The organism is Agrococcus sp. DT81.2 (assembly GCF_049844935.1).
Lineage (GTDB): Bacteria > Actinomycetota > Actinomycetes > Actinomycetales > Microbacteriaceae > Agrococcus.
Window position 1 is genome coordinate 130686 of record NZ_JBNCLZ010000006.1, and the last position, 19233, is coordinate 149918.

Genomic DNA, 19233 nt, shown 5'->3' on the forward strand with positions numbered 1-19233 from the left:
CCGCGGCCTGCGGCAGCGACTCGATCAGCGAGGAGGGGCGCGGCCCACGGCAGCTACTCGATCGGCGGGAGGGCGTGGCCGGCCGCCCCTTCCGCTCGTCGAGTAGCTGCCGGCGCAGCCGGCCGCGTATCGAGACGACCTACGCTGAGCTCCAGCCATTCTGATCTCGATACGCGGCCTGCGGCAGCTACTCGATCAGCGGAGAGGGGCGCGGCCTGCGGCAGCTACTCGATCAGCGGGATGCCGCGGCCCGCGGCAGCTACTCGATCAGCGAGGATGAGGACCATGACCGAGCACGTGCGCACCGCCCGCCGCGGCCGGCTCGCGCTCGTCGAGCTGCACCGGCCCGAGGCGCTCAACGCGCTGACGCACGACATGGTGCGCGCCATCGCCGCGGCCCTCGCGGATGCCGAGCCCGACCCATCCGTCGCGACCATCGCGATCGTCGGCACCGGCGACCGCGGCCTGTGCGCCGGCGGCGACGTCGTCGGCCTCCGCACCGATGTGCAGGAGCGCGGCGGCGCGGGCGCCCGCGCGTTCTGGCGCGACGAGTACGCGCTCAACGCCGCGATCGCGCGCGCCCGCACACCCGTCGTCGCGATCCAGCACGGCATCGTGCTCGGCGGCGGCGTCGGGATCTCGGCGCACGCAAGCCACCGCGTCGTCACCGAGTCGACGCGCATCGGCTTCCCCGAGGTGACGATCGGCTTCGTGCCCGACGTCGGCGCGAGCTGGCTGCTCTCGCGCGCCCCCGGTGAGCTCGGCACGCGGGTCGCGCTCACCGGCGAGCACGTCGGCCCCGCCGACGCGATCCTGCTGGGGCTGTCGGATGCGTTCACGCCCGACGCGCGGATCCCCGACCTGCTCGAGGCGCTCACGTCGACCGACGCCGACGAGGCCATCGCCACGGTCGCCGCCGCCCCGCCGGCAGGGCAGCTCGCCACCGTGCGCGAGCTCGTCGACGACGCGTTCGCGGGTGACGACCTCGGCGCGATCCTCGAGCGGCTCGCATCCGCGGGGGAGGAGGGCGCCGTCCTCGCCGCCACGATCGGCCGGCGCTCGCCGACCGCGCTCGCCGTCACGCTCGCGTCGCTCCGCCGCGCCGCGCAGCTGCCGACGCTCGAGCGGGCGCTCGAGCAGGAGTACCGGGTCTCGTCGCACGTGAGCCTCCTGCCCGACTTCGCCGAGGGCATCCGCGCCCAGCTGGTCGACAAGGACCGCAGCCCCAGGTGGCAGCCGGCCACCATCGACCAGGTGAGCAATGCCATGGTGGAGTCCTGCTTCGCACCGGCGCCCGACGGCGACCTCCACCTGCCAGAGGAGACAGCATGACGAACTTCGAGACCATCCGCGTCGAGCGGCGCGACCGCGTCGCCTGGATCCACCTCGACCGGCCCGAGGCGCTCAACGCGCTCAACGAGCGGCTCATGCGCGACGTCGTCGCGGCGGCGGGCGAGCTCGACGCCGATGACGGCGTCGGCGCGATCGTCGTCACCGGCTCCGAGCGCGCGTTCGCGGCCGGCGCCGACATCAAGGAGATGGCGTCGAAGTCGACCGCCGAGATGCGTGCCGACGACCACTTCGGCGAGTGGCTGAAGTTCGCCGCGGTGCGGAAGCCCGTGATCGCGGCGGTCTCTGGCTACGCGCTCGGCGGCGGCCTCGAGCTCGCGCTCATGTGCGACATCATCGTCGCGACCGACTCGGCGAAGTTCGGCTTCCCCGAGGTCGGGCTCGGCGTGATCCCCGGCATCGGCGGCACGCAGCGGCTCGTGCGCGCGATCGGCTACCCCAAGGCGGCGGAGATCATCCTCACCGGCCGCCGCATCGACGCCGAGGAGGCGGAGCGCGCGGGCCTGGTCTCGCGCGTCGTGGAAGCCTCGCGCCTGCTCGACGAGGCGCAGGAGCTCGCAGCCGGGATCGCCGCGAAGCCGCTGCCGGCGCTCGTCGCCGCGAAGGCCGCGATGGATGCCGCGCTCGAGCTGCCGCTCGCCGAGGGCCTCGCGCTCGAGACCGAGCACTTCACGGCGCTGTTCGACACCGAGGACCAGCAGGAGGGCATGGCGGCATTCGCCGAGAAGCGGGAGCCGCGCTTCCGGCACCGCTGACGCGCCGTCGCCGGATCGCTTGCGGGACCCCTTCCACCGATCGGGACCCGGTGCACCGGGTCCCGATCGGTGGACGGGGTCCCGTCGACCGGGTCGGGCTCCAGCGCTCAGCCAGCGCTGCCCGACGGCTCGAACGCGAACTCCGGCGCTGCGTTGCGCCCGGCCGACCCGTGCTGCTCCCCGGTCTCGACGAAGATCCGCAGCCGTGCGAGCAGATCGGCCCAGCCGAAGTCGTACGAGCGGCGCATCCCCGCGACGTCCGCGTCGCCCCACAGCCGCAGCGAGTCCTGCCGCACGCTCACGCGCGCGCCCGAGCGGGCCGGCTCGAGGTCGAACCGCACCTCGCTCTCCCAGCCCGGCCCTATCCCCATCTGCCCGTGCCACGCGTAGACGCGGCGGGGCGCGCAGATCGTCACCGCGCCCCACAGCGCCGACGTGTCAGCGAGGTGCTCGACCACCGCGTCGCCGGCGCGCAGCGGCAGGTCGATCGTGCTCGGGCCGTCGAGCAGCAGGTAGGGCGCGCCCCACCACGCGGTCGTGCGGTCGACGAGCGCATCCCACACGCGATCGGGATGCGCGTTCACCTCGGTCGACTGCACGAGGTGGAAGTCGGTGTCGGCCATGCGCTGCTCCTTGGATGCGATGAGAGGCGAGGCGATCGCGGATGCGGTGCCCTGCCACCGTCGCCGTCCACGTGGCGGTGCGTCAAGCCCCGCGTCGCGCCACGCGGCGCGTCGTGACCGAGGGCACGTCGAAGCGGGCGCGCGGGAGCCGTGCCCTAGAGTCGGATGGCCCCGCACCGCTGCTACCGAGGAGCACCATGGCCGAGTCTCAGATCAAGAAGGGACTCGCTGGCGTCGTCGCCGACACCACCGAGATCTCGAAGGTCAATCCCGACACCAACTCGCTGCTGTACCGGGGCTACCCCGTGCAGGAGCTTGCGGCCACGCAGCCCTTCGAGGCCGTCGCCTACCTCCTCTGGCACGGCGACCTGCCGACCGACGAGCAGCTCGCCGCGTTCCGCGCGAAGGAGCGCTCGCTGCGCGCGCTGCCCGACAACGTGCGGTCGGTGATGGATGTGCTGCCCTCGCACGCGCATCCGATGGACGTCGTGCGCACGGCCGTCAGCATCGTCGGCGCGAACGATCCCAAGGCCGACGACCCATCTGTCGACCTCGACAAGGCGTTCACGCTCTTCGCGGTGCTGCCGTCGATCGTCGCCTACGAGCAGCGGCGCCGGAACGGGCTCGAGCTCGTCGAGCCGCGCGACGACCTCGACTACGCCGCCAACTTCCTCTGGATGTCGTTCGGCGAGGAGGCCCACCCGGTCGTCGTCGAGGCGTTCAACCAGTCGATGGTGCTGTACGCCGAGCACTCGTTCAACGCATCCACCTTCACCGCCCGCGTCGTCACGTCGACGCTCGCCGACCTCTACTCCGCAGTCACGGCCGCGGTCGGCGCGCTCAAGGGCCACCTGCACGGGGGCGCGAACGAGGCCGTGATGGAGGTGTTCGAGGAGGTCGGCGAGCCGTCGAAGGCGGATGCGTGGATGCAGTCCGCGCTCGACGAGAAGCGCAAGATCATGGGCTTCGGGCACCGCGTCTACAAGAACGGCGACTCGCGCGTGCCGACGATGCGCGCCGCCCTCGAGCGGCTCGCGGAGCACTACGGCTCGCCCGAGACGCTCGAGATGTACACGGCGCTCGAGCAGGCGATGGCCGACCGCAAGCCCATCAAGCCCAACCTCGACTTCCCGTCGGGCCCCGCGTACGCGCTCATGGGCTTCGACGTGCCGATCTTCACGCCACTGTTCGTCGCCGCCCGCGTCACGGGCTGGACGGCGCACATCATCGAGCAGCGCGCCAACAACGCGCTCATCCGCCCCCTCTCGGAGTACGTCGGGCCCGACGAGCGCCACGTCGCCGGTGTCGATCCGTCTGCACTGCCCGAGGACACATCCGCCATCGAGGAGACCGCATGACCTCTGTCACCATCCCCACCCTGCAGCTGAACGACGGCCGCACGATCCCGCAGCTCGGCTTCGGCGTCTTCAAGGTCGACCCGGCCGAGACCGAGCGCATCGTGCTCGACGCGTTCGAGGCCGGCTACCGCCACATCGACACGGCGGCGATCTACCGCAACGAGGAGGGCGTGGGGCGTGCGATCGCGAGCTCCGGCATCCCGCGCGACGAGCTGTACGTCACGACGAAGCTCTGGAACGACCGCCGCGGCGCGGCCGACACCCGTGCGGCGCTGGGGGAGAGCCTCGAGAAGCTCGGGCTCGACCACGTCGACCTGTACCTGATCCACTGGCCGACGCCCTCGGCCGGCAGCCCGGTGGAGACGTGGGAGACGCTCGGCGCGCTGCGCGACGAGGGGCTGACCACGTCGATCGGCGTCTCGAACTTCGACGAGCGCTTCCTGCCCGAGATCCTCGAGACGGGCATCGTGCCCGCGATCGACCAGATCGAGCTGCACCCGCAGTTCCAGCAGCGTGCGGCGACGGCGCTCGCGGCCGAGCACGACATCCTCATCGAGGCGTGGGGGCCGCTCGGGCAGGGCAAGGTCGACTACGCGTCGACCGTCATCGGCGAGATCGCCGAGCAGCACGGCATCTCGTGGGCGCAGGCGACGATCGCGTGGCACCTGCAGGCGGGGCGCATCGTCTTCCCGAAGTCGAACCGCCGCGAGCGCATGGAGGAGAACCTGGCAGCGGCCTCGGTGCAGCTGTCGGCCGAGGACATCGCCGCCATCGACGCGCTCGACCAGGGCGCCGCGGGGCGCGTGTCGGCGGACCCCGCAGAGGTGAGCTGACCGCTCGCGCTTCGCGACTCGAGGACTCCTTCACTGAACGGGACCTCTTCCACCAACCGGGACCCGGTGCACCAGGTCCCCTTCGGTGGGAGGGGTCCCGTTCGTGCTCCGCTTCTCTCGGGACGACGGGGATAGTGACGAGTTCTCGCTTTCGTGGGCTGGCAGATGCCATCCTGGGGCATGCTGATCGTCAGGCACGCAACGGCGCTCGCTGCCGCGGCCGTGAGCGTCGCGGTGCTCGCGGCCTGCACATCCACCGCCGCCGACTCATCCGTTTCCGAGGCGACAAGCACGACGCCCCCGCTGTCCGTCGCCGCCTCCACCACGCCAGCGCCCAGTGCCACCGGCATCACCGGGACGGATGTGCCGGAGGGCTACTACGTCGTGGACGAGGGCCGCGCCGCGGTGCTCGGCCGCAGCGGAGAGGGCTGTGAGGGACTGCCGGGCCTGGAGCCGCGCAGCGACGAGTCCGACGAGGGCATCGGCGGCTACTGGTACTCCGAGCTGCGGGACATCGGGCCGATCGACCAGGCGACGGGCGAGGTGACTACCGACGCCGACGGCCGACCGGTCGCATACGTCGCCGCCGAGGGCGACACGATGTACGCCATCGCGCAGCGCTTCTGCATCGACTACCCCGGCTACCTCGGGCAGCTGAACGGCATCCGTCGCGGCGATGGCTCCGCTCACCTGTTCGCGCTGCAGCCGGACCTCTGGGCGGGAGACACGATCAACCTCGACCCGTATGCCATCGCCACCGTCGGCGATCAGAACGGCCAGGTCTTCGAGCACGCGATCGACTACCGCATCCCGGAGCAGCGGCCCTAGTCACACCGGCTGCGGGTCAGCGCAGCAGCGCCGCGATCCGCGGGCCGAGCGCCTCGGCGACCCGCTCCGGGTCGCGGTCGCCGCCCGCCACGAGGAACGAGTGGTCGCCGCCCGCGACCCAGTCGATGCGCGCGTCGGGCAGCTCGCCGACGAGCCGCTCGAGGGCATCGCCCGACTGGAACGGGTCGTTCGTGCCCTGCAGGAAGCGCTGCGGCAGCGGGAGGTCGCGCAGGTGCTCCTCGCGCAGCCGCTCGGGCTTGCCCGGCGGGTGCAGCGGGTAGCCGAGGTAGAGCAGACCGGACGCGGGCATGCCCTCCGCCACGGCGGCCGCCGCCATCCGTCCGCCGAACGACTTGCCGCCCGCCCACGGGACGTGCGGCAGCAGACCGGCCGCCGCATCCATCACCGCGTGCCAGGTCGCGATGGCGCTCGGCGCGCGCTCCGGCTGCCGCTTGCCCGACTGCGCGTTCGGGAAGCTCGCGCGCAGCACCGCGACGCCCTCGCCGAAGAGCCCGCGGGCGGCGCCCTCCATCCACGGATGCGTCGCCGAGCCTCCCGCCCCGTGCAGCAGCACGAGGCTCGCCCACGCGCTCGAGGGAAGGTCGACGATCGCGTCGACGTGCGGCACGGTCGGGTGCTCGATGGGCACGGGCACGACGCGGCGGGAGCTGTCCATGCCCTCGAGCCTCGCACGCGCCTCCCGCTGGTCGAGCCGCTCCGGGCGCGCAGCGCCCTAGCCCCACCCCCGCTGGTCGAGCCGCTCCGGGCGCGCAGCGCCATGAGCGTGTCGAGACCACCGCAGCAGCACTCTCCACAGGCATCCGGTTGGGCCGCACACGCCAGCGCCCAGCCCTGCCACGGTGCCCCCATGGAGCGATCGATCACCGACGATGCCGAGTCCTACGTGCGCAGCCTCCTCGACGAGTGGCTCGTGCCGCTCGCGGGGGAGTGCCTCGCCTGCTTCCTCGACCGGGCGCTCGAGCGCTACGACTGCACCGGCGACCTGCGCCTCGCCCGGCACTACCGCGACCTCGTCGCACCCCGCGCGACCCGGCTCGAGGGGCGGCTCGAGGCGAGCGGCGGCTACTGCGACTGCGAGGTGCTGTGCAATGCGATGCAGCCCGCCTGGCACCTGTGGTCGACGAGCCGCGAGATCGACGTCGACGGGCGCACGATCGTGCTCGAGGCCGAGCCGCCCGACGGAATGCCGCCGTGCGCGGGCGTGCGGCGCGGGTCGACGCAGCCGTGCGTGCACTGGCACCGGATGCGGCGGCCTCGCACGCCGTACTTCTGAGCGCGTCTGCTTGAGGCCGACGGACAGGAGGGCGCTCGTCGCCTCGACGAGCGCCCTCGGCTGTCGCTACGCGCGAGCCGTGCTCGGCGCGAGCGCGTCCTCGACGTAGCGGCCCGGGCGTGCCATGAGCATTGCGCCGATCGCCATCGGGATGAACGTGGCGACGTAGGCCCACAGCGGCAGCTCCCAGCCGCCCGAGGCGGCGAAGAGCCAACCGCCGAGGAGCGGGCCGAGGGTGCCGAAGAGGTAGTCGATGCCCATCGCGAACCCGGCGATGCCCGCCGAACCCTCCGTCGTGCGCGTACGCAGGTTGAACATCGCGATCGCGAGCGAGAACGCGCCGCCGGCCAGGCCAGCGACGAACGCCCACACGACGGCCGGTCCGATCTGCAGGATGAGGCCGACATAGCCGATCGGGCCGGCCGCCGAGAGCGCGATCGCGAGCCACGTGGGGTTCTTCAGACGGTTGGCGAGCAGCGGCACGACCAGGGCGAGCGGCAGCGTCAGGAAGGTGTACACCGAGAACGCGACGGCGGCATCCGCCTGGCTGATGCCCCAGTGCTCGACCAGCAGCGTCGGCAGCCACGCGAGCATCGCGTAGATGTTCAGCGACGCAATCGCGTAGAAGAGCGCGGTGCCCCACGCCACCGGGCTGCGCACCAGCTGCGCGTAGCCGAGCCTCGCCGGCGCGCTGCCGGTCGCGGCGGTGGCGCCGGCGCGACGGCGGCGCGAGACGACGAGCTGGATGGCCCACGGCACGATCGCGATCAGCGAGAGCACGCCCCACGAGGCGAGCGAGGCCTGCCATCCGGCAGCCTCGGCCACCGGCACAGCGGTCATCGCGGGCAGGGTCGCACCCGCCTGCATGAGCAGCGCGAACACGGTGACCATCGTCGCCTGGCGGTCCGGGAAGTACTTCTTCACCAGCGGCGCCCCGACGACGTTGCCGATGCCCATGCCGACGAGCGCGACGACTGTGAAGGCGAAGAACGCCACCGCATCCGCCATGATCGGCCGCAGCAGGGAGCCGGTGGCAGCGAGGACCACGGCGAGCAATGCGGTCGCCTCCGGGCCCGCCTTGCGCATCAGCACCGGAGCTAGGAAGCCTGCTGCGCCGAACGAGAGGGTCGGCAGCATGCCGAGGAACGTGGTCCCGGCGGTGCCGATGTCGAGCGCCGCGCGCACGTCGACGAGCAGCGGTGAGAGGCCCGTGACGGCGTAGCGCAGGCCGAGGCCCAGGAGCACGATGCCGACGACCACTGCGGCCCGCCCCTGCCAGAGACCGCGGCGCGAGGCGCCCGTCCGATCTCCCGGCGCGGCGACCGCGCCGGGAGCCCGCGTCGTCACTGGGCTGCCTTCGCGTCAGCGTCGATCGGGAACATCTGGCCCGAGATCGTGCGCGCGTGCGGACCGGCGAGGAACAGGATGAGCGCGGCGATGTCGTCCGGGTCGATGAACTTCTGGATCGACTGGTTCGCCATCGCGCTGGCGATCTCCTCGTCGACCGTGCGGCCGGAGACGGCGGCGCGACCCTCGAAGACGCGCATGATGCGCGGGCCGTCGACGGCGCCCGGGTGGATGGTGTTCGACGTGATGCCGAACTGACCGAGCTCCATGGCGAGCGTCTTCGCGAAGCCGACGAGGCCCCACTTCGTGGTCGAGTAGGCGACCCGGTTCGGGTAGCCGAAGCGACCGGCCAGCGACGACATCGTCACGATGGACGCGGCGTCGGACTGCTTGAGGAGCGGGATGGCACGCTGCGTCACGTCGAACGTGCCCTGCAGGTTGATGGCCACGACCTGCGCGAACGCGTCGGCGGGGTACTCCTCGACCGGCGCTGTCGGTCCGGCGATGCCCGCGTTGTTCACGAGCAGGTCGAGGCCGCCGAGCTGCTGCTGCACGTCGGCGAACAGGCGGTCGAGGTCTTCCGCGCGGCTCACGTCGGCCCGCGTGGCGGTGATGCGCTCGTCGAGCGCCGTGGCCGCGGCGAGCGCGTCGGCGTCGATGTCGGCGAGATGGACGGATGCACCCTGCGCGGCGAACGCCTTGGCGACGGCGAGCCCGATGCCGCCTGCGCCTGCCGTGATGAGAACTCGCTGGCCCATGATCGGTACCTCTTTCAAAATCGAACGAACTGGACACGGATGACAACCGGTTGCCGGTTGGTCGTATTCCGCGGCCTTCGGAAGACTTCTCGCGGCGGCAGGCGCGGGCAGTCATCGGCCGGCATGCTGGCCGGATCCAGCGTCTGCGAGTAGCGTCCCGCCCATGGAGAGGCCTGTCGAGAACCGGCTTTCGCGCGCCACGAGCGACTACCTGCGGCTGCACGCCGACAACCCGGTGGACTGGCGGGAGTGGGGCGAGGAGGCATTTGCCGAGGCGCGCGAGCGCGGCGTGCCGGTGTTCGCGTCGGTCGGCTACGCCACCTGCCACTGGTGCCACGTGATGGCGCGCGAGTCGTTCGCCGACGCCGAGGTGGGCGCCATGCTGCGCGAGGGCTTCGTGGCGGTGAAGGTCGACCGTGAGGAGCGGCCCGACGTCGACGCCGCCCTCATGGGCGCCGCATCCGCCTTCACCCGCCAGCTCGGCTGGCCGCTCAGCGTCTTCCTCACGCCCGAGGGGCTGCCGTTCTACGCCGGCACCTACTTCCCGCCGACGGCTCGGCAGGGCATGCCGGGCTTCCGCGACGTGCTGGGGGCGATCGGGGCCGCTTGGCGCGAGCAGCCGGATGCGGTGGCCGGCACGGCCGAGCAGGTGCAGCTCGCGCTCAAGGACGCGGCGGCGGGCCCCGGAGGCGATGCGCCGGATGCGGCGGCCGCGCGCGCGGCGCTCGCGGCGGTCGCCAGGGCCGAGGATCCCGAGCACGGCGGCCTCGGCACGGGCCAGAAGTTCCCGCAGGCGCCGCTGCTGCGCGCGCTCGTCGACGTCGACCCGACGGGCGACACGGCAGCGCTCGCGGGCCGCCTGCTCGACGCCGCAGCCGGCGACGACGCGGTGGTCGCCGCCGGCGGCTACTCGCACCTGCGCGGCCGCGACGGCGGCTTCTTCCGCTACGCGACGCAGCGCGACTGGTCGGTGCCGCACTTCGAGCGCATGCTCGTCGACAACGCGCAGCTGCTGCACGTCGCGACGCTGCTGGGCCGCGAGACCGTCGCGCGTGGGCTCGTCGGCTTCCTGGGCGAGGTCCTGCGACTCCCCGGCGGCGCGTTCGCGATCGCGGAGGACGCCGAGTCGACGGTCGACGGGGAGCGCGTCGAGGGCGGCTGGCACCTCGCGCCGCCCGACGCCGGGGTCGAGCGACCGCCGCTCGACCGGCTCGTGGTCACCGCGGCGAACGGCCTCGCGATCGAGGCGCTCGCCGTGCGGGCCCTGCGTGACGGCGACGAGACCGCGCTCGCCCTGGCCCGCGACGCGGCCGAGCACCTGCTCGAGCACCACGCCGCCGACCCCGCGACTCTCGTGCACGCGAGCCTCGACGGCCGCCCCTCGCCCGCCGCGGCGACCGCCACAGACGCCGGCTGCCTCGCGAGCGGCCTGCTCGCGCTCACCGCGGCGACCGGCGAGGCGCGCTGGGCGATCGCCGCCCGCGCGATCCTCGACGCGGCGCCCGACCCGGCGCGCGTCTCGACGCAGGGGCCCGCGCTGCAGCTCGGCCCGGACGCCGACGGCGACGCCCCCTCGGGACAGGCGGCGCTCGCGGGCGCCCTGCACGCGCTCTTCTCGCTCAGCGGTGACGCCGCGCACCTCGACCGCGCCGCGCGCGTGCTCGACGCGCGCCTCGCGCTGCGCAACCCCATCGCCGGCCCGGCGACCCTGCGCGTGGCCGCGCTCATCGCCGAGCCGCCGCGCACGCTCGTGCTCATTGGCGACCCGCCGCACGAGTTGCGCCGCGAGCCCGGCGCCTTCGTCGCGACGCCCGAGCAGGCGGTTGAGCTCGCAGCAGCGGGCTTCGCGCTGCTCGAGGGCAAGTCCGCGCCCGCCGCCTACCGCTGCGAGGGCTTCGTCTGCGAGCTGCCGCAGCCGTACTGAGGCTCCGCCCGGCCCGCACGGCTGCGCCTCGATAGGGTCGCCGCATGACGGTGAAGATCGAGGACGGCGCGACGTACACGATCATCGAGCGGCCTCGCCCCGCTGAGGGGCAGCCGACCCACCGCTGGGTAGGCGACAACGGCCACGAGATCGAGCTGACCGACGACGAGGCCGCCCGACTCCTCTGAACGCGATCGGGCGGGGACCGCCGCGATCACGGCCAGCTCGGCGGCCAGAACCGCAGCCGCATGAGCTGCTCCGGCAGCGGGATGCCGTACCAGACCGGCAGGTACCAGGCGGCGACGACGATGCTCGTCACGACCAGCAGGGCGACGACCGACCAGGCGGCGGCCCGCCACTCGACGTCGTCCTCCGGCTCGCGAGCGAGCGCGACCGCGCGCGGGCGGACGGCCCAGCGCGAACGCCGTCGCTCGGCCAGCACCGGCGGGATCGCGGCCGCGAGATCCGCATCGATGCCCTGCGACGCATCCGCAAGACCGACCACGGCCGGCGGCCGGCGCGTCGACCGCATCGCCACCAGCTGCTGTAGCGCGAACGCGAGCCCGATCACGACGAACGGCAGGAAGACGATCGCGTAGAAGAAGAAGATCGTGCGGTCGGGGAACAGCAGCCACGGCACGTAGCCGGCCGCGACGGCGACGAGCAGGAAGCCTGCGCGGCGGTCGAGGGTGCGGCCGAAGTGGAACAGCAGGAACCCGAGCGCGATGACCCCGGCGTACCAGATGAGCAGGTTGGGGAGCGCGGTGATCCACCAGGAGCCGTCGTCGACGGCGACCATCTTGAAGCCCGTCGGGCGTCCGAGCCACAGCCACTCGTAGGCGGGCGACTGGTAGGCGTGGTCGTTCGTCAGCCCGACGTGGAAGCCGAGCTGCTGCTGGTGGTAGGCCCACAGCGACTGCAGCCCGAGCGGCACCCACGCGAGCAGCCCGCCCCAACGCAGGTCGGCGCGCTCGAGCATGAGCTGCGAGCCCCAGCCGCCGTCGAACCAGCCGGCGTAGCTCGCGACGTACACGACGAGCGCCGGGCCGACGAGCAGCACGAAGCTCGCGGGCGCCTGCGTCACGAGCGTCCCCACCCACGGGTGCCGGTAGCCCGCGCGCCGCCGGTCGAGCGCATCCATCAGCACGATCCACAGCCCGAACACCGCGAGGAACGCGGCACCCGACCACTTCGTCGCGCAGCCGGCGCCGAGGAGCACGCCGGCGACCAGGATCCACGGCCGGTCCCAGAGCGCGGCGCCGAACCGGCGGGGACGCGCTGCGAGCGCGCGCACGGTGCGGGCGGGGGAGCCGCGCCGGTCGAGCAGCAGCGCCCCGGCCCCGGCGAGCACGAAGACCGCGAGGATGCCGTCGAGCAGCGCCGTGCGGCTCATCACGATCGCGAAGCCGTCGATGGCCATCCAGAAACCGGCGAGCGACGCGAACGCCACCGACCGCAGCAGACCGCGCGCGACGGCGTATGTGAGGCCGACGAGCGCGATGCCGGCGAGCGCGCTCGGCAACCGCCACCAGAACGGGTCGGTCATGCCGAACACGGCCATCGCCATGCCGATGAGCCACTTGCCCAGCGGCGGGTGCACGACGTAGTCGGCCTCGCTCGAGAGCGCGCCGGGGTCGCCGGCCTCGAACCGCTCGTTCGCCGTCTCACCCCACTCACCTTCGTAGCCGAGCTGCCACATCGACCAGCCCTCCTTGACGTAGTACGTCTCGTCGAAGACCAGGAGGTGCGGATGCCCGAGGCCGACCAGGCGGGCGACGGCCGCGAGGGTGAGGATGGCGACGGGCGCGCCGATCTCGATGCGTCGTCGGATGCGCGGCTCGGCCAGGCGCCGCTCGAGCGACCCGTACGCAGCCGTCACCCTCGCGAGGCGAGGCCGGGGCGCGGCGAGCGCGGGCGCCGGGTCGCCGTCGACCGCGGGGTCGGCGTCGCGCTGGAGGGTCACGCGAGGATTCTCCCACCTCGACCCGGATGGACCCCGCCGCACCGAGCCCGCCCGTCCTCCCCGCTGGTCGAGCCGCTCCGCGCGCGCAGCGCGCCGAGCGTGTCGAGGCCGCACCGACCCGACCCGCTGGTCGAGCCGCTCCGCGTGCGCAGCGCGCCGAGCCTCCCTCCCGCTGGTCGAGCCGCTCCGCGCGCGCAGCGCGTTGAGCGTGTCGAGGCCGCACCGATCTGCGGTGCCCGCCGCGCGGACCCGCGATCCGGTACCACTCCTCGGGGTGCGGTGCGCGAGGCCGCACCGATCTGCGGGTGCGCGCCGACTGGACCCGCGGATCGGTACCGGCGGTCGAGCCGGCGCCGCTCATCGAGCGCCTGCGCCGTGCTCAGCGGCATCCGGCGGTGTCGGCGCGATGGGCGCACTCGATCCCGGCCCCTCCGGCACGGATGCGGCGGCGGCGCGCGCCGGTCGCATCCGCCGCACGAGCAGCGCTTCGAGCGGCAGCAGCGCCAGCCACAGGAGCGGCGTCCACGATCCCAGCAGGTACGCGAACGGGATGCTGACCGCGAACCCGGCGGCGTCGAGCGAGCCGCGGGCGAGCTCCAAGCGGTGCGCCGCCTCGGAGTCGCTCGTTCGCAGCAGACCGCGGTGCCGTGCATGCAGCTCGAGCACGACGAACATCACGTTCACGGCGCTGAGGATCGCCGCATAGAGGACGTATGCGATGGGGTGGTCCGCGTACGCGCCGAGCACTTGATGCGGGAGCGGGATGAGCGCGACCAGGCCGAGGAGCACGAAGTTGCGCCACTCGACGCCGGTGTCGATGCGCTGCAGCCGAGCGAAGAAGCGACGATGCCCGAACCACGCGCTCGCCGCGACGGCGAAGCTGAGCGCCATGATCGCGACCCGGGGACCGAGCTCGCCGATCGCGGCCGTGAACCGGCTCGGTGACAGTCCCGCCGGCACGACGATGCTGACGACCAGCAGCGTCATCGCGAGACCGAACACCGCGTCGCTCAGCGACAGGACGCGGCCGAACTCCAGGGGACTCTCGTCGCGATCGATCACGGACGCCACCGCCGGCAGTCGGGCTGGTCTGACGGTCCGAGCGTAGACGTCGGGTGCGCGTCGGTCACGCCCCCACCTCGCCACGTGCCAGGAGGCCTAGCCTGAGTCGGTGATCATCCTCGGCGCGACGCCCATCGGCAACCTGGGCGACGCGAGCGGCAGGCTCCGCGAAGCGCTCGCAACCGTGCCCGTCATCGCGGCCGAGGACACCCGCACGGCCAGGCAGCTCATCCGCGCGCTCGGCATCGAGGCGCAGCCGCAGCTCGTCGCCCTCCACGAGCACAACGAGGAGGCGGCGTCGCCCGCGCTCGTCGAGCGCGCCCGCGACGAGGACGTGCTCGTGCTCACCGACGCCGGCATGCCGACGGTGAGCGACCCCGGCTTCCGGCTGGTGCAGGCGGCCGTCGCCGCGGGCGTCGCCGTTACGTGCCTCCCCGGCCCGTCCGCGGTGCTGACGGCGCTCGCGCTCTCGGGCTTGCCGACCGACCGCTTCGCGTTCGACGGCTTCCTGCCTCGCAAGGCAGGGGAGCGCGACCGGATGCTCGCCTCCGTCGCGCGCGAGGAGCGCACGCTCGTGCTCTTCGAGGCGCCGCACCGGCTCGCCGACTCGCTCGAGGCGGTCGCGCGCGCGATGCCCGACCGCCGCATCGCCGTGTGCCGCGAGCTCACGAAGCGCTTCGAGGAGGTGCGCCGCGGCACCGCCGCCGAGCTCGTGCCGTGGGCGAAGGAGGGCGTCAAGGGCGAGATCGTGCTCGTGATCGAGGGCGCGGCTCCCGTGCTCGCCGACCTCGACGCCGCCGTCGAGCAGGTGCTGAGCCTGAAGGCGGGCGGGATGCGTCTGAAGGAGGCCGCCGCGGAGGTCGCGGAGGCGACCGGGCACCCGCGGAACGCGCTGTACCAGGCGGCGCTGGCGAAGCCATCGGCCTGAGGGTGGTCTCGACACGGTCGGCGCGCTGCGCGCGCGGGCCGGCTCGACCGGCGGAGTAGGGGCGGGCTCGACCCCTGGCGTCACACGCCGAGCGGGCCGCGCGAGCCCGCCTAGACTGAAGCCCATGCCCGAGCGCTTCACCGTCACGACGCCGATCTACTACGTCAACGACGTGCCGCACATCGGGCACGCCTACAACGAGGTCGCGACCGACGTGCTCGCGCGGTGGCACCGCCAGCGCGGCGACGACACCTGGATGCTCACCGGCACCGACGAGCACGGGCAGAAGATCATGCGCACCGCCGCCGCGAACGGCGTGAGCCCGCAGGAGTGGACCGACCGGCTCGTCGAGACCGCGTGGATCCCGCAGCTCGAGCTGCTGAACATCGCGAACGACGACTTCATCCGCACGACGGATGAGCGCCACAAGGTGGGCGTGCGCATCTTCCTCGAGCGGCTCAAGGAGGCCGGGTACATCTACCACGGCGAGTTCGAGGGCCAGTACTGCGTCGGCTGCGAGGAGTACAAGACGCCGAACGACCTCGTGCCGGGCACGGGCGAGTTCGAGGGCCAGCTCGTGTGCGCCATCCACTCGCGCCCGATCGAGACCGTGCGCGAGGCGAACTACTTCTTCAAGCTGAGCGAGTTCGGCGACCGGCTGCTCGCGCTCTACGACGAGCGCCCCGACTACGTGCAGCCCGAGCACGTGCGGAACGAGGTGCGGCAGTTCGTCAAGCAGGGGCTCAACGACCTCTCGATCAGCCGCAACACCTTCGACTGGGGCATCAAGGTGCCGTGGGACGAGACGCACGTCGTCTACGTCTGGTTCGAGGCGCTGCTCAACTACATCACCGCGAACGGCTACGGCGTCGACGACGAGCGCTTCGCGCGCCGCTGGCCCGCGACGCACATCGTCGGCAAGGACATCGCCCGCTTCCACGCGGTCATCTGGCCCGCCATGCAGATGGCGGCGGGGCTCGAGATCTCGGATCACGTCTTCGGCCACGGCTGGCTGCTCGTCGGCGGCGAGAAGATGTCGAAGTCGAAGGCGACCGGCATCGAGCCGCGCCAGATCACCGAGGTGTTCGGCGTCGACGCGTTCCGCTACTACTTCATGTCGGCGATCGCGTTCGGCTCCGACGGCTCGTTCTCGTGGGAGGACCTCGACGCCCGCTACCACTCCGAGCTCGCCAACGGCCTCGGCAACCTCGCGAGCCGCGTCATCGCGATGGTGCACAAGTACTGCGACGGGATCGTGCCGGCGGTGGAGGTCGACGACGACATCCGCGCCCTGGTGACGGATGCGGTCGCTCGCGCCGACGAGGCGATCGACCGGTTCGCGATCGACGAGTCCGTGGATGCCGCCATGGCGATCGTCGAGCGGCTCAACGGCTACATCACCGAGCAGGCGCCGTGGGTGCTCGCGAAGGACGACGCGCAGCAGGGTCGGCTCGCGGCCGTGCTCGCCTCGAACGTGCACGGCATCGGCGCGGTGGCGATCCTGCTCGCGCCCGTGATGCCCGAGTCGGCGCAGAAGCTGTGGTCGGCCGTCGGCGGCGAGGGCGACGTGCTCGCGCAGCCGATCCGCGAGGCGCACACCTGGCAGGGCACGGGCCGCGTGACGACGGTGCCGCCGCTGTTCCCGCGCATCGAGCAGGCGCAGCCGGCGGCGTAGCCCCCGCGCCCCCGCGAGTAGCCGCCGGCGGAGCTGGCCGCGCCTTCCCCGCTGATCGAGTAGCTGCCGGCGGAGCCGGCCGCGTATCGAGATCAGGTTGCGTCGGCTGGATGGTGTCGTCTCGATACGCGGCGCCTTCGGCGCTGCTACTCGACGAGCGGGTGGGGGCGCTTCTATTCGACGAGCCGGTGGGGCGGCGGTGCCTGCTCGTCCCTGTCCCGCTGATCGAGTAGCTGCCGGCGGAGCCGGCCGCGTATCGAGATCAGATCGAGCGCTGGCAGATGTTCGTCTCGATACGCGGCGCCTTCGGCGCTGCTACTCGACGAGCGAGTGAGGGCGCTGCTACTCGACGAGCGGGAGGGGCCAGCGGGAGGGACGAGCGGGCGGGCGAGCGGCCGCGTAGTCTCGCCGCATGGCCACCACCACGCACGAGCGCATCGGCGAGCAGGCGATCCTGCACCGGCGCGAGTTCGACGCATCCGCCGCGACCGTGCAGCGTGCGCACACCACCGCGGAGCTCTTCGCGCAGTGGATGGGGCCGCGCGGGTCGCGGCTGCGCATCGAGCACTTCGAGGCGCGTACCGGCGGCCGGTTCGACTACACGGTCGAGATGGGCGGCGACTGGCGCTTCTGGGGCTCGTACCACGAGGTCGTCGACGGGCGCATCGTGCACACCTGGGAGTTCCAGGGCGAGCCCGGTCGGCCGACGCTCGAGGTGCTCGACTTCCGCGATCTTCCCGACGGCCGGAGCGTGCTCGAGATCACCTCGACGTACGCGTCGAAGGAGGAGTGCGACGCGATGGTGGCATCGGGCCTCGACGGGGGCATGGATGAGGACTTCGAGCGGCTCGACGAGGCACTCGCCCGGCTCGCCCACTGACCGCCACGGGGCGACCGCGGGCTACTCCGCGGGCAGCGTCAGCGTGAACTCGTGCTCCGGTCCCACGACCTGGAGCTGCAGCTCCCCGCTGGTGTCGGTGCCGTCCGGCACCGAGATCGAGTAGGTGCGGGCGGCATCGAGCGTCTCGCACGGCTCGGGCGCCGCCACCTCCACGACGATCGTCGTCGGCGACTCGAGCATCGGCTCGGCTGCCAACGCCCAGCAGCTGCTCGACGCGGGCAGCGAGAGTGCGATGAGGTCGGGCCGCTCGGTCCACGAGGCGATGGCCCCCAGCCGCAGCACGTCGTCGACCGAGGCGCCGCTCGACTGCGGGAGGCCCGGCACGCCCGGATCGCCCTCGAGCGCGGCCTCCGTGGAGTCGGGCGCGTCGGTCGACTCCCTGGGCTCGGTGGTGCCCTCATCGGCGGACTCCGTTGGCGTCGGCGTCGCGCTGGTGGGCGGCGAGGTGCTCGTCGAGGTCGACGGCGTCGCGTCCGTCACCGTCCGCGGCACGTCGCTCGCGGACGCGCACGCGGATGCGGCGAGCACCGTCACGAGGGCGGCGGGCAGTGCGAGCGATCGGAGCATGTCGTCAGAACCTCCAGACGTGCGTCCCGGGCAATGTTTGCAGTGCATCCATGGGGGAACCTGGACGCGGCCCGGCATAGCGCTGTGGACGGCGCTCGTAGGCTGGGACGCATGCCTGCAAGCCATGACGGAACCGCACCCATCTCCGCACCCGCGACGCGACTCGACGAGGCGCCCCGCGCGACGGTCCTGCCGGGCGGCGAGTACATCCGCGAGCGCTTCGACGACGGCAAGCGCGACATGACGCGGCCGCCGGTGCCGGAGCCGCTCGCCGTGCCGATCTACGACAACCACACGCACCTCGAGATCAAGGACGGCGAGGACTTCCCGTACTGGGCGGCCCTCGATGCCGCCGAGCGGGCGGGTGTGGCCGGCGTGATCCAGGTCGGCGGCGACGTCGAGTCGTCGGAGTGGTCGGCGTCGCTGGCAGCGCAGGACCCGCGCGTGCTCGCCGCCGTCGCGATCCACCCCAACGAGGCGCCCGGCTACGCGGAGGCCGGCACGCTCGCCGATGCGCTCGCGACCATCGACGCGCTCGCGGCGCAGCCCAGGGTGCGCGCGGTCGGCGAGACCGGGCTCGACTTCTTCCGCACCGGTGACGACGGTCGACGGGCGCAGTTCGAGTCGTTCGAGGCGCACATCGACATCGCGAAGCGGCACGGCATCGCGCTGCAGATCCACGACCGCGACGCGCACGACGACGTGGTCGAGACGCTGCTGCGGGTCGGCGCACCCGAGACGACCGTCTTCCACTGCTTCTCGGGAGACGAGCACCTCGCCCGCGTCGCGGCCGAGCACGGCTGGTACCTGTCGTTCGCGGGCACCGTCACGTTCTCGAACGCGAAGAACCTGCACGCGGCGCTCGCGGTCGCCGACCGCAGCCGCGTCCTCGTCGAGACGGATGCGCCGTTCCTCACGCCGGCACCGCACCGCGGGCGCCCGAACAGCCCGTACCTCACGCCGCTCACCGTGCGCTTCATGGCCGAGCGGCTCGGCGCCGATGCCGACGAGCTCGCGGCCGAGACGGCCGAGAACACCGTGCGCGCGTACGGCAGCTGGGACTGACG

General features: G+C 72.8%; 19 protein-coding genes. 12 read left to right on the plus strand and 7 right to left on the minus strand.

Going from position 1 to position 19233, the window contains the following annotated elements:
- Nucleotides 1-285 precede the first annotated feature (285 nt).
- Nucleotides 286-1332, plus strand: coding sequence for a 3-hydroxyisobutyryl-CoA hydrolase (locus ACLQ21_RS12480; protein ID WP_425664126.1), 1047 nt, complete (start codon nt 286-288; stop codon nt 1330-1332).
- On the plus strand, nt 1329-2105 hold the full coding sequence (locus ACLQ21_RS12485; protein ID WP_425664128.1) for an enoyl-CoA hydratase-related protein: 777 nt from the start codon (nt 1329-1331) through the stop codon (nt 2103-2105). Before ACLQ21_RS12480 ends, ACLQ21_RS12485 begins: the two co-directional genes overlap by 4 nt.
- 107 nt (nt 2106-2212) lie before the next feature.
- On the opposite strand, the gene ACLQ21_RS12490 is transcribed toward ACLQ21_RS12485, so the two are convergent.
- Nucleotides 2213-2728, minus strand: coding sequence for an SRPBCC family protein (locus tag ACLQ21_RS12490; protein WP_425664130.1), 516 nt, complete (start codon nt 2726-2728; stop codon nt 2213-2215).
- A gap of 197 nt (nt 2729-2925) precedes the next feature.
- On the opposite strand from ACLQ21_RS12490, the gene ACLQ21_RS12495 reads away from it, so the two are divergent.
- From ACLQ21_RS12495 to ACLQ21_RS12505, 3 genes are all read left to right on the plus strand, one after another.
- Nucleotides 2926-4086, plus strand: coding sequence for a bifunctional 2-methylcitrate synthase/citrate synthase (locus ACLQ21_RS12495; protein WP_425664132.1), 1161 nt, complete (start codon nt 2926-2928; stop codon nt 4084-4086).
- Nucleotides 4083-4919, plus strand: coding sequence for an aldo/keto reductase (locus ACLQ21_RS12500; protein ID WP_425664134.1), 837 nt, complete (start codon nt 4083-4085; stop codon nt 4917-4919). Before ACLQ21_RS12495 ends, ACLQ21_RS12500 begins: the two co-directional genes overlap by 4 nt.
- A 180-nt stretch (nt 4920-5099) precedes the next feature.
- Nucleotides 5100-5747, plus strand: a complete 648-nt coding sequence (locus ACLQ21_RS12505; RefSeq protein WP_425664136.1) for a hypothetical protein — start codon at nt 5100-5102, stop codon at nt 5745-5747.
- Nucleotides 5748-5763: 16 nt separating this feature from the next.
- On the opposite strand, the gene ACLQ21_RS12510 is transcribed toward ACLQ21_RS12505, so the two are convergent.
- Complete coding sequence (locus tag ACLQ21_RS12510) at nt 5764-6423, minus strand: alpha/beta family hydrolase (protein WP_425664138.1); 660 nt, start codon at nt 6421-6423, stop codon at nt 5764-5766.
- Between the two features lie 192 nt (nt 6424-6615).
- On the opposite strand from ACLQ21_RS12510, the gene ACLQ21_RS12515 reads away from it, so the two are divergent.
- Nucleotides 6616-7041 carry a DUF2695 domain-containing protein gene (locus ACLQ21_RS12515; protein ID WP_425664139.1) on the plus strand — a complete coding sequence of 142 codons (426 nt, stop codon included), beginning with the start codon at nt 6616-6618 and terminating at the stop codon, nt 7039-7041.
- 66 nt (nt 7042-7107) lie between these two features.
- Here ACLQ21_RS12515 and ACLQ21_RS12520 read toward each other — a convergent pair whose 3' ends face one another.
- Both ACLQ21_RS12520 and ACLQ21_RS12525 read right to left on the minus strand, forming a co-directional pair.
- A complete protein-coding gene (locus ACLQ21_RS12520; RefSeq protein ID WP_425664140.1) occupies nt 7108-8388 on the minus strand; it encodes a CynX/NimT family MFS transporter in 1281 nt (426 codons plus the stop codon).
- Nucleotides 8385-9146 carry an SDR family oxidoreductase gene (locus ACLQ21_RS12525; RefSeq protein WP_425664141.1) on the minus strand — a complete coding sequence of 254 codons (762 nt, stop codon included), beginning with the start codon at nt 9144-9146 and terminating at the stop codon, nt 8385-8387. Before ACLQ21_RS12525 ends, ACLQ21_RS12520 begins: the two co-directional genes overlap by 4 nt.
- A gap of 163 nt (nt 9147-9309) precedes the next feature.
- On the opposite strand from ACLQ21_RS12525, the gene ACLQ21_RS12530 reads away from it, so the two are divergent.
- Both ACLQ21_RS12530 and ACLQ21_RS12535 read left to right on the plus strand, forming a co-directional pair.
- Nucleotides 9310-11070 carry a thioredoxin domain-containing protein gene (locus ACLQ21_RS12530; RefSeq protein ID WP_425664143.1) on the plus strand — a complete coding sequence of 587 codons (1761 nt, stop codon included), beginning with the start codon at nt 9310-9312 and terminating at the stop codon, nt 11068-11070.
- Nucleotides 11071-11114: 44 nt separating this feature from the next.
- Complete coding sequence (locus tag ACLQ21_RS12535) at nt 11115-11258, plus strand: hypothetical protein (RefSeq protein WP_425664145.1); 144 nt, start codon at nt 11115-11117, stop codon at nt 11256-11258.
- A gap of 26 nt (nt 11259-11284) precedes the next feature.
- On the opposite strand, the gene ACLQ21_RS12540 is transcribed toward ACLQ21_RS12535, so the two are convergent.
- Together ACLQ21_RS12540 and ACLQ21_RS12545 are read right to left on the minus strand one after the other, a co-directional pair.
- Nucleotides 11285-13033, minus strand: coding sequence for a dolichyl-phosphate-mannose--protein mannosyltransferase (locus ACLQ21_RS12540; RefSeq protein WP_425664147.1), 1749 nt, complete (start codon nt 13031-13033; stop codon nt 11285-11287).
- A 357-nt stretch (nt 13034-13390) separates the two neighbouring features.
- Nucleotides 13391-14095 carry a TMEM175 family protein gene (locus ACLQ21_RS12545; protein WP_425664148.1) on the minus strand — a complete coding sequence of 235 codons (705 nt, stop codon included), beginning with the start codon at nt 14093-14095 and terminating at the stop codon, nt 13391-13393.
- 109 nt (nt 14096-14204) lie between these two features.
- Here ACLQ21_RS12545 and rsmI point away from each other — a divergent pair, with 109 nt between their 5' ends.
- The 3 genes from rsmI (at nt 14205) to ACLQ21_RS12560 (ending at nt 17578) form a co-directional block, all read left to right on the plus strand.
- Nucleotides 14205-15023: a 16S rRNA (cytidine(1402)-2'-O)-methyltransferase gene (gene rsmI / locus ACLQ21_RS12550; protein ID WP_425664150.1), complete on the plus strand. Its 819-nt coding sequence runs from the start codon at nt 14205-14207 to the stop codon at nt 15021-15023.
- Between the two features lie 124 nt (nt 15024-15147).
- Complete coding sequence (gene metG, locus ACLQ21_RS12555; RefSeq protein WP_425664152.1) at nt 15148-16698, plus strand: methionine--tRNA ligase; 1551 nt, start codon at nt 15148-15150, stop codon at nt 16696-16698.
- A 412-nt stretch (nt 16699-17110) separates the two neighbouring features.
- Complete coding sequence (locus ACLQ21_RS12560) at nt 17111-17578, plus strand: SRPBCC domain-containing protein (RefSeq protein WP_425664153.1); 468 nt, start codon at nt 17111-17113, stop codon at nt 17576-17578.
- Between the two features lie 21 nt (nt 17579-17599).
- Here ACLQ21_RS12560 and ACLQ21_RS12565 read toward each other — a convergent pair whose 3' ends face one another.
- The gene (locus tag ACLQ21_RS12565; protein ID WP_425664155.1) at nt 17600-18166 is read right to left on the minus strand and encodes a hypothetical protein; all 567 of its coding nucleotides are present in this window, start codon (nt 18164-18166) and stop codon (nt 17600-17602) included.
- Between the two features lie 240 nt (nt 18167-18406).
- On the opposite strand from ACLQ21_RS12565, the gene ACLQ21_RS12570 reads away from it, so the two are divergent.
- Nucleotides 18407-19231 carry a TatD family hydrolase gene (locus tag ACLQ21_RS12570; RefSeq protein WP_425664357.1) on the plus strand — a complete coding sequence of 275 codons (825 nt, stop codon included), beginning with the start codon at nt 18407-18409 and terminating at the stop codon, nt 19229-19231.
- Nucleotides 19232-19233: the final 2 nt, after the last annotated feature.

Coding starts and splice junctions, on each gene's coding strand:
- metG (WP_425664152.1), top strand. CDS start 15,148: ATGCCCGAGCGCTTCACCGTCACGACGCCGATCTACTACGTCAACGAC.
- ACLQ21_RS12530 (WP_425664143.1), top strand. CDS start 9,310: ATGGAGAGGCCTGTCGAGAACCGGCTTTCGCGCGCCACGAGCGACTAC.
- ACLQ21_RS12515 (WP_425664139.1), top strand. CDS start 6,616: ATGGAGCGATCGATCACCGACGATGCCGAGTCCTACGTGCGCAGCCTC.
- ACLQ21_RS12485 (WP_425664128.1), top strand. CDS start 1,329: ATGACGAACTTCGAGACCATCCGCGTCGAGCGGCGCGACCGCGTCGCC.
- ACLQ21_RS12510 (WP_425664138.1), bottom strand. CDS start 6,423: ATGGACAGCTCCCGCCGCGTCGTGCCCGTGCCCATCGAGCACCCGACC.
- ACLQ21_RS12565 (WP_425664155.1), bottom strand. CDS start 18,166: ATGCTCCGATCGCTCGCACTGCCCGCCGCCCTCGTGACGGTGCTCGCC.
- ACLQ21_RS12570 (WP_425664357.1), top strand. CDS start 18,407: ATGACGCGGCCGCCGGTGCCGGAGCCGCTCGCCGTGCCGATCTACGAC.
- ACLQ21_RS12480 (WP_425664126.1), top strand. CDS start 286: ATGACCGAGCACGTGCGCACCGCCCGCCGCGGCCGGCTCGCGCTCGTC.
- ACLQ21_RS12525 (WP_425664141.1), bottom strand. CDS start 9,146: ATGGGCCAGCGAGTTCTCATCACGGCAGGCGCAGGCGGCATCGGGCTC.
- ACLQ21_RS12560 (WP_425664153.1), top strand. CDS start 17,111: ATGGCCACCACCACGCACGAGCGCATCGGCGAGCAGGCGATCCTGCAC.
- ACLQ21_RS12495 (WP_425664132.1), top strand. CDS start 2,926: ATGGCCGAGTCTCAGATCAAGAAGGGACTCGCTGGCGTCGTCGCCGAC.
- ACLQ21_RS12500 (WP_425664134.1), top strand. CDS start 4,083: ATGACCTCTGTCACCATCCCCACCCTGCAGCTGAACGACGGCCGCACG.
- ACLQ21_RS12505 (WP_425664136.1), top strand. CDS start 5,100: ATGCTGATCGTCAGGCACGCAACGGCGCTCGCTGCCGCGGCCGTGAGC.
- ACLQ21_RS12490 (WP_425664130.1), bottom strand. CDS start 2,728: ATGGCCGACACCGACTTCCACCTCGTGCAGTCGACCGAGGTGAACGCG.
- ACLQ21_RS12535 (WP_425664145.1), top strand. CDS start 11,115: ATGACGGTGAAGATCGAGGACGGCGCGACGTACACGATCATCGAGCGG.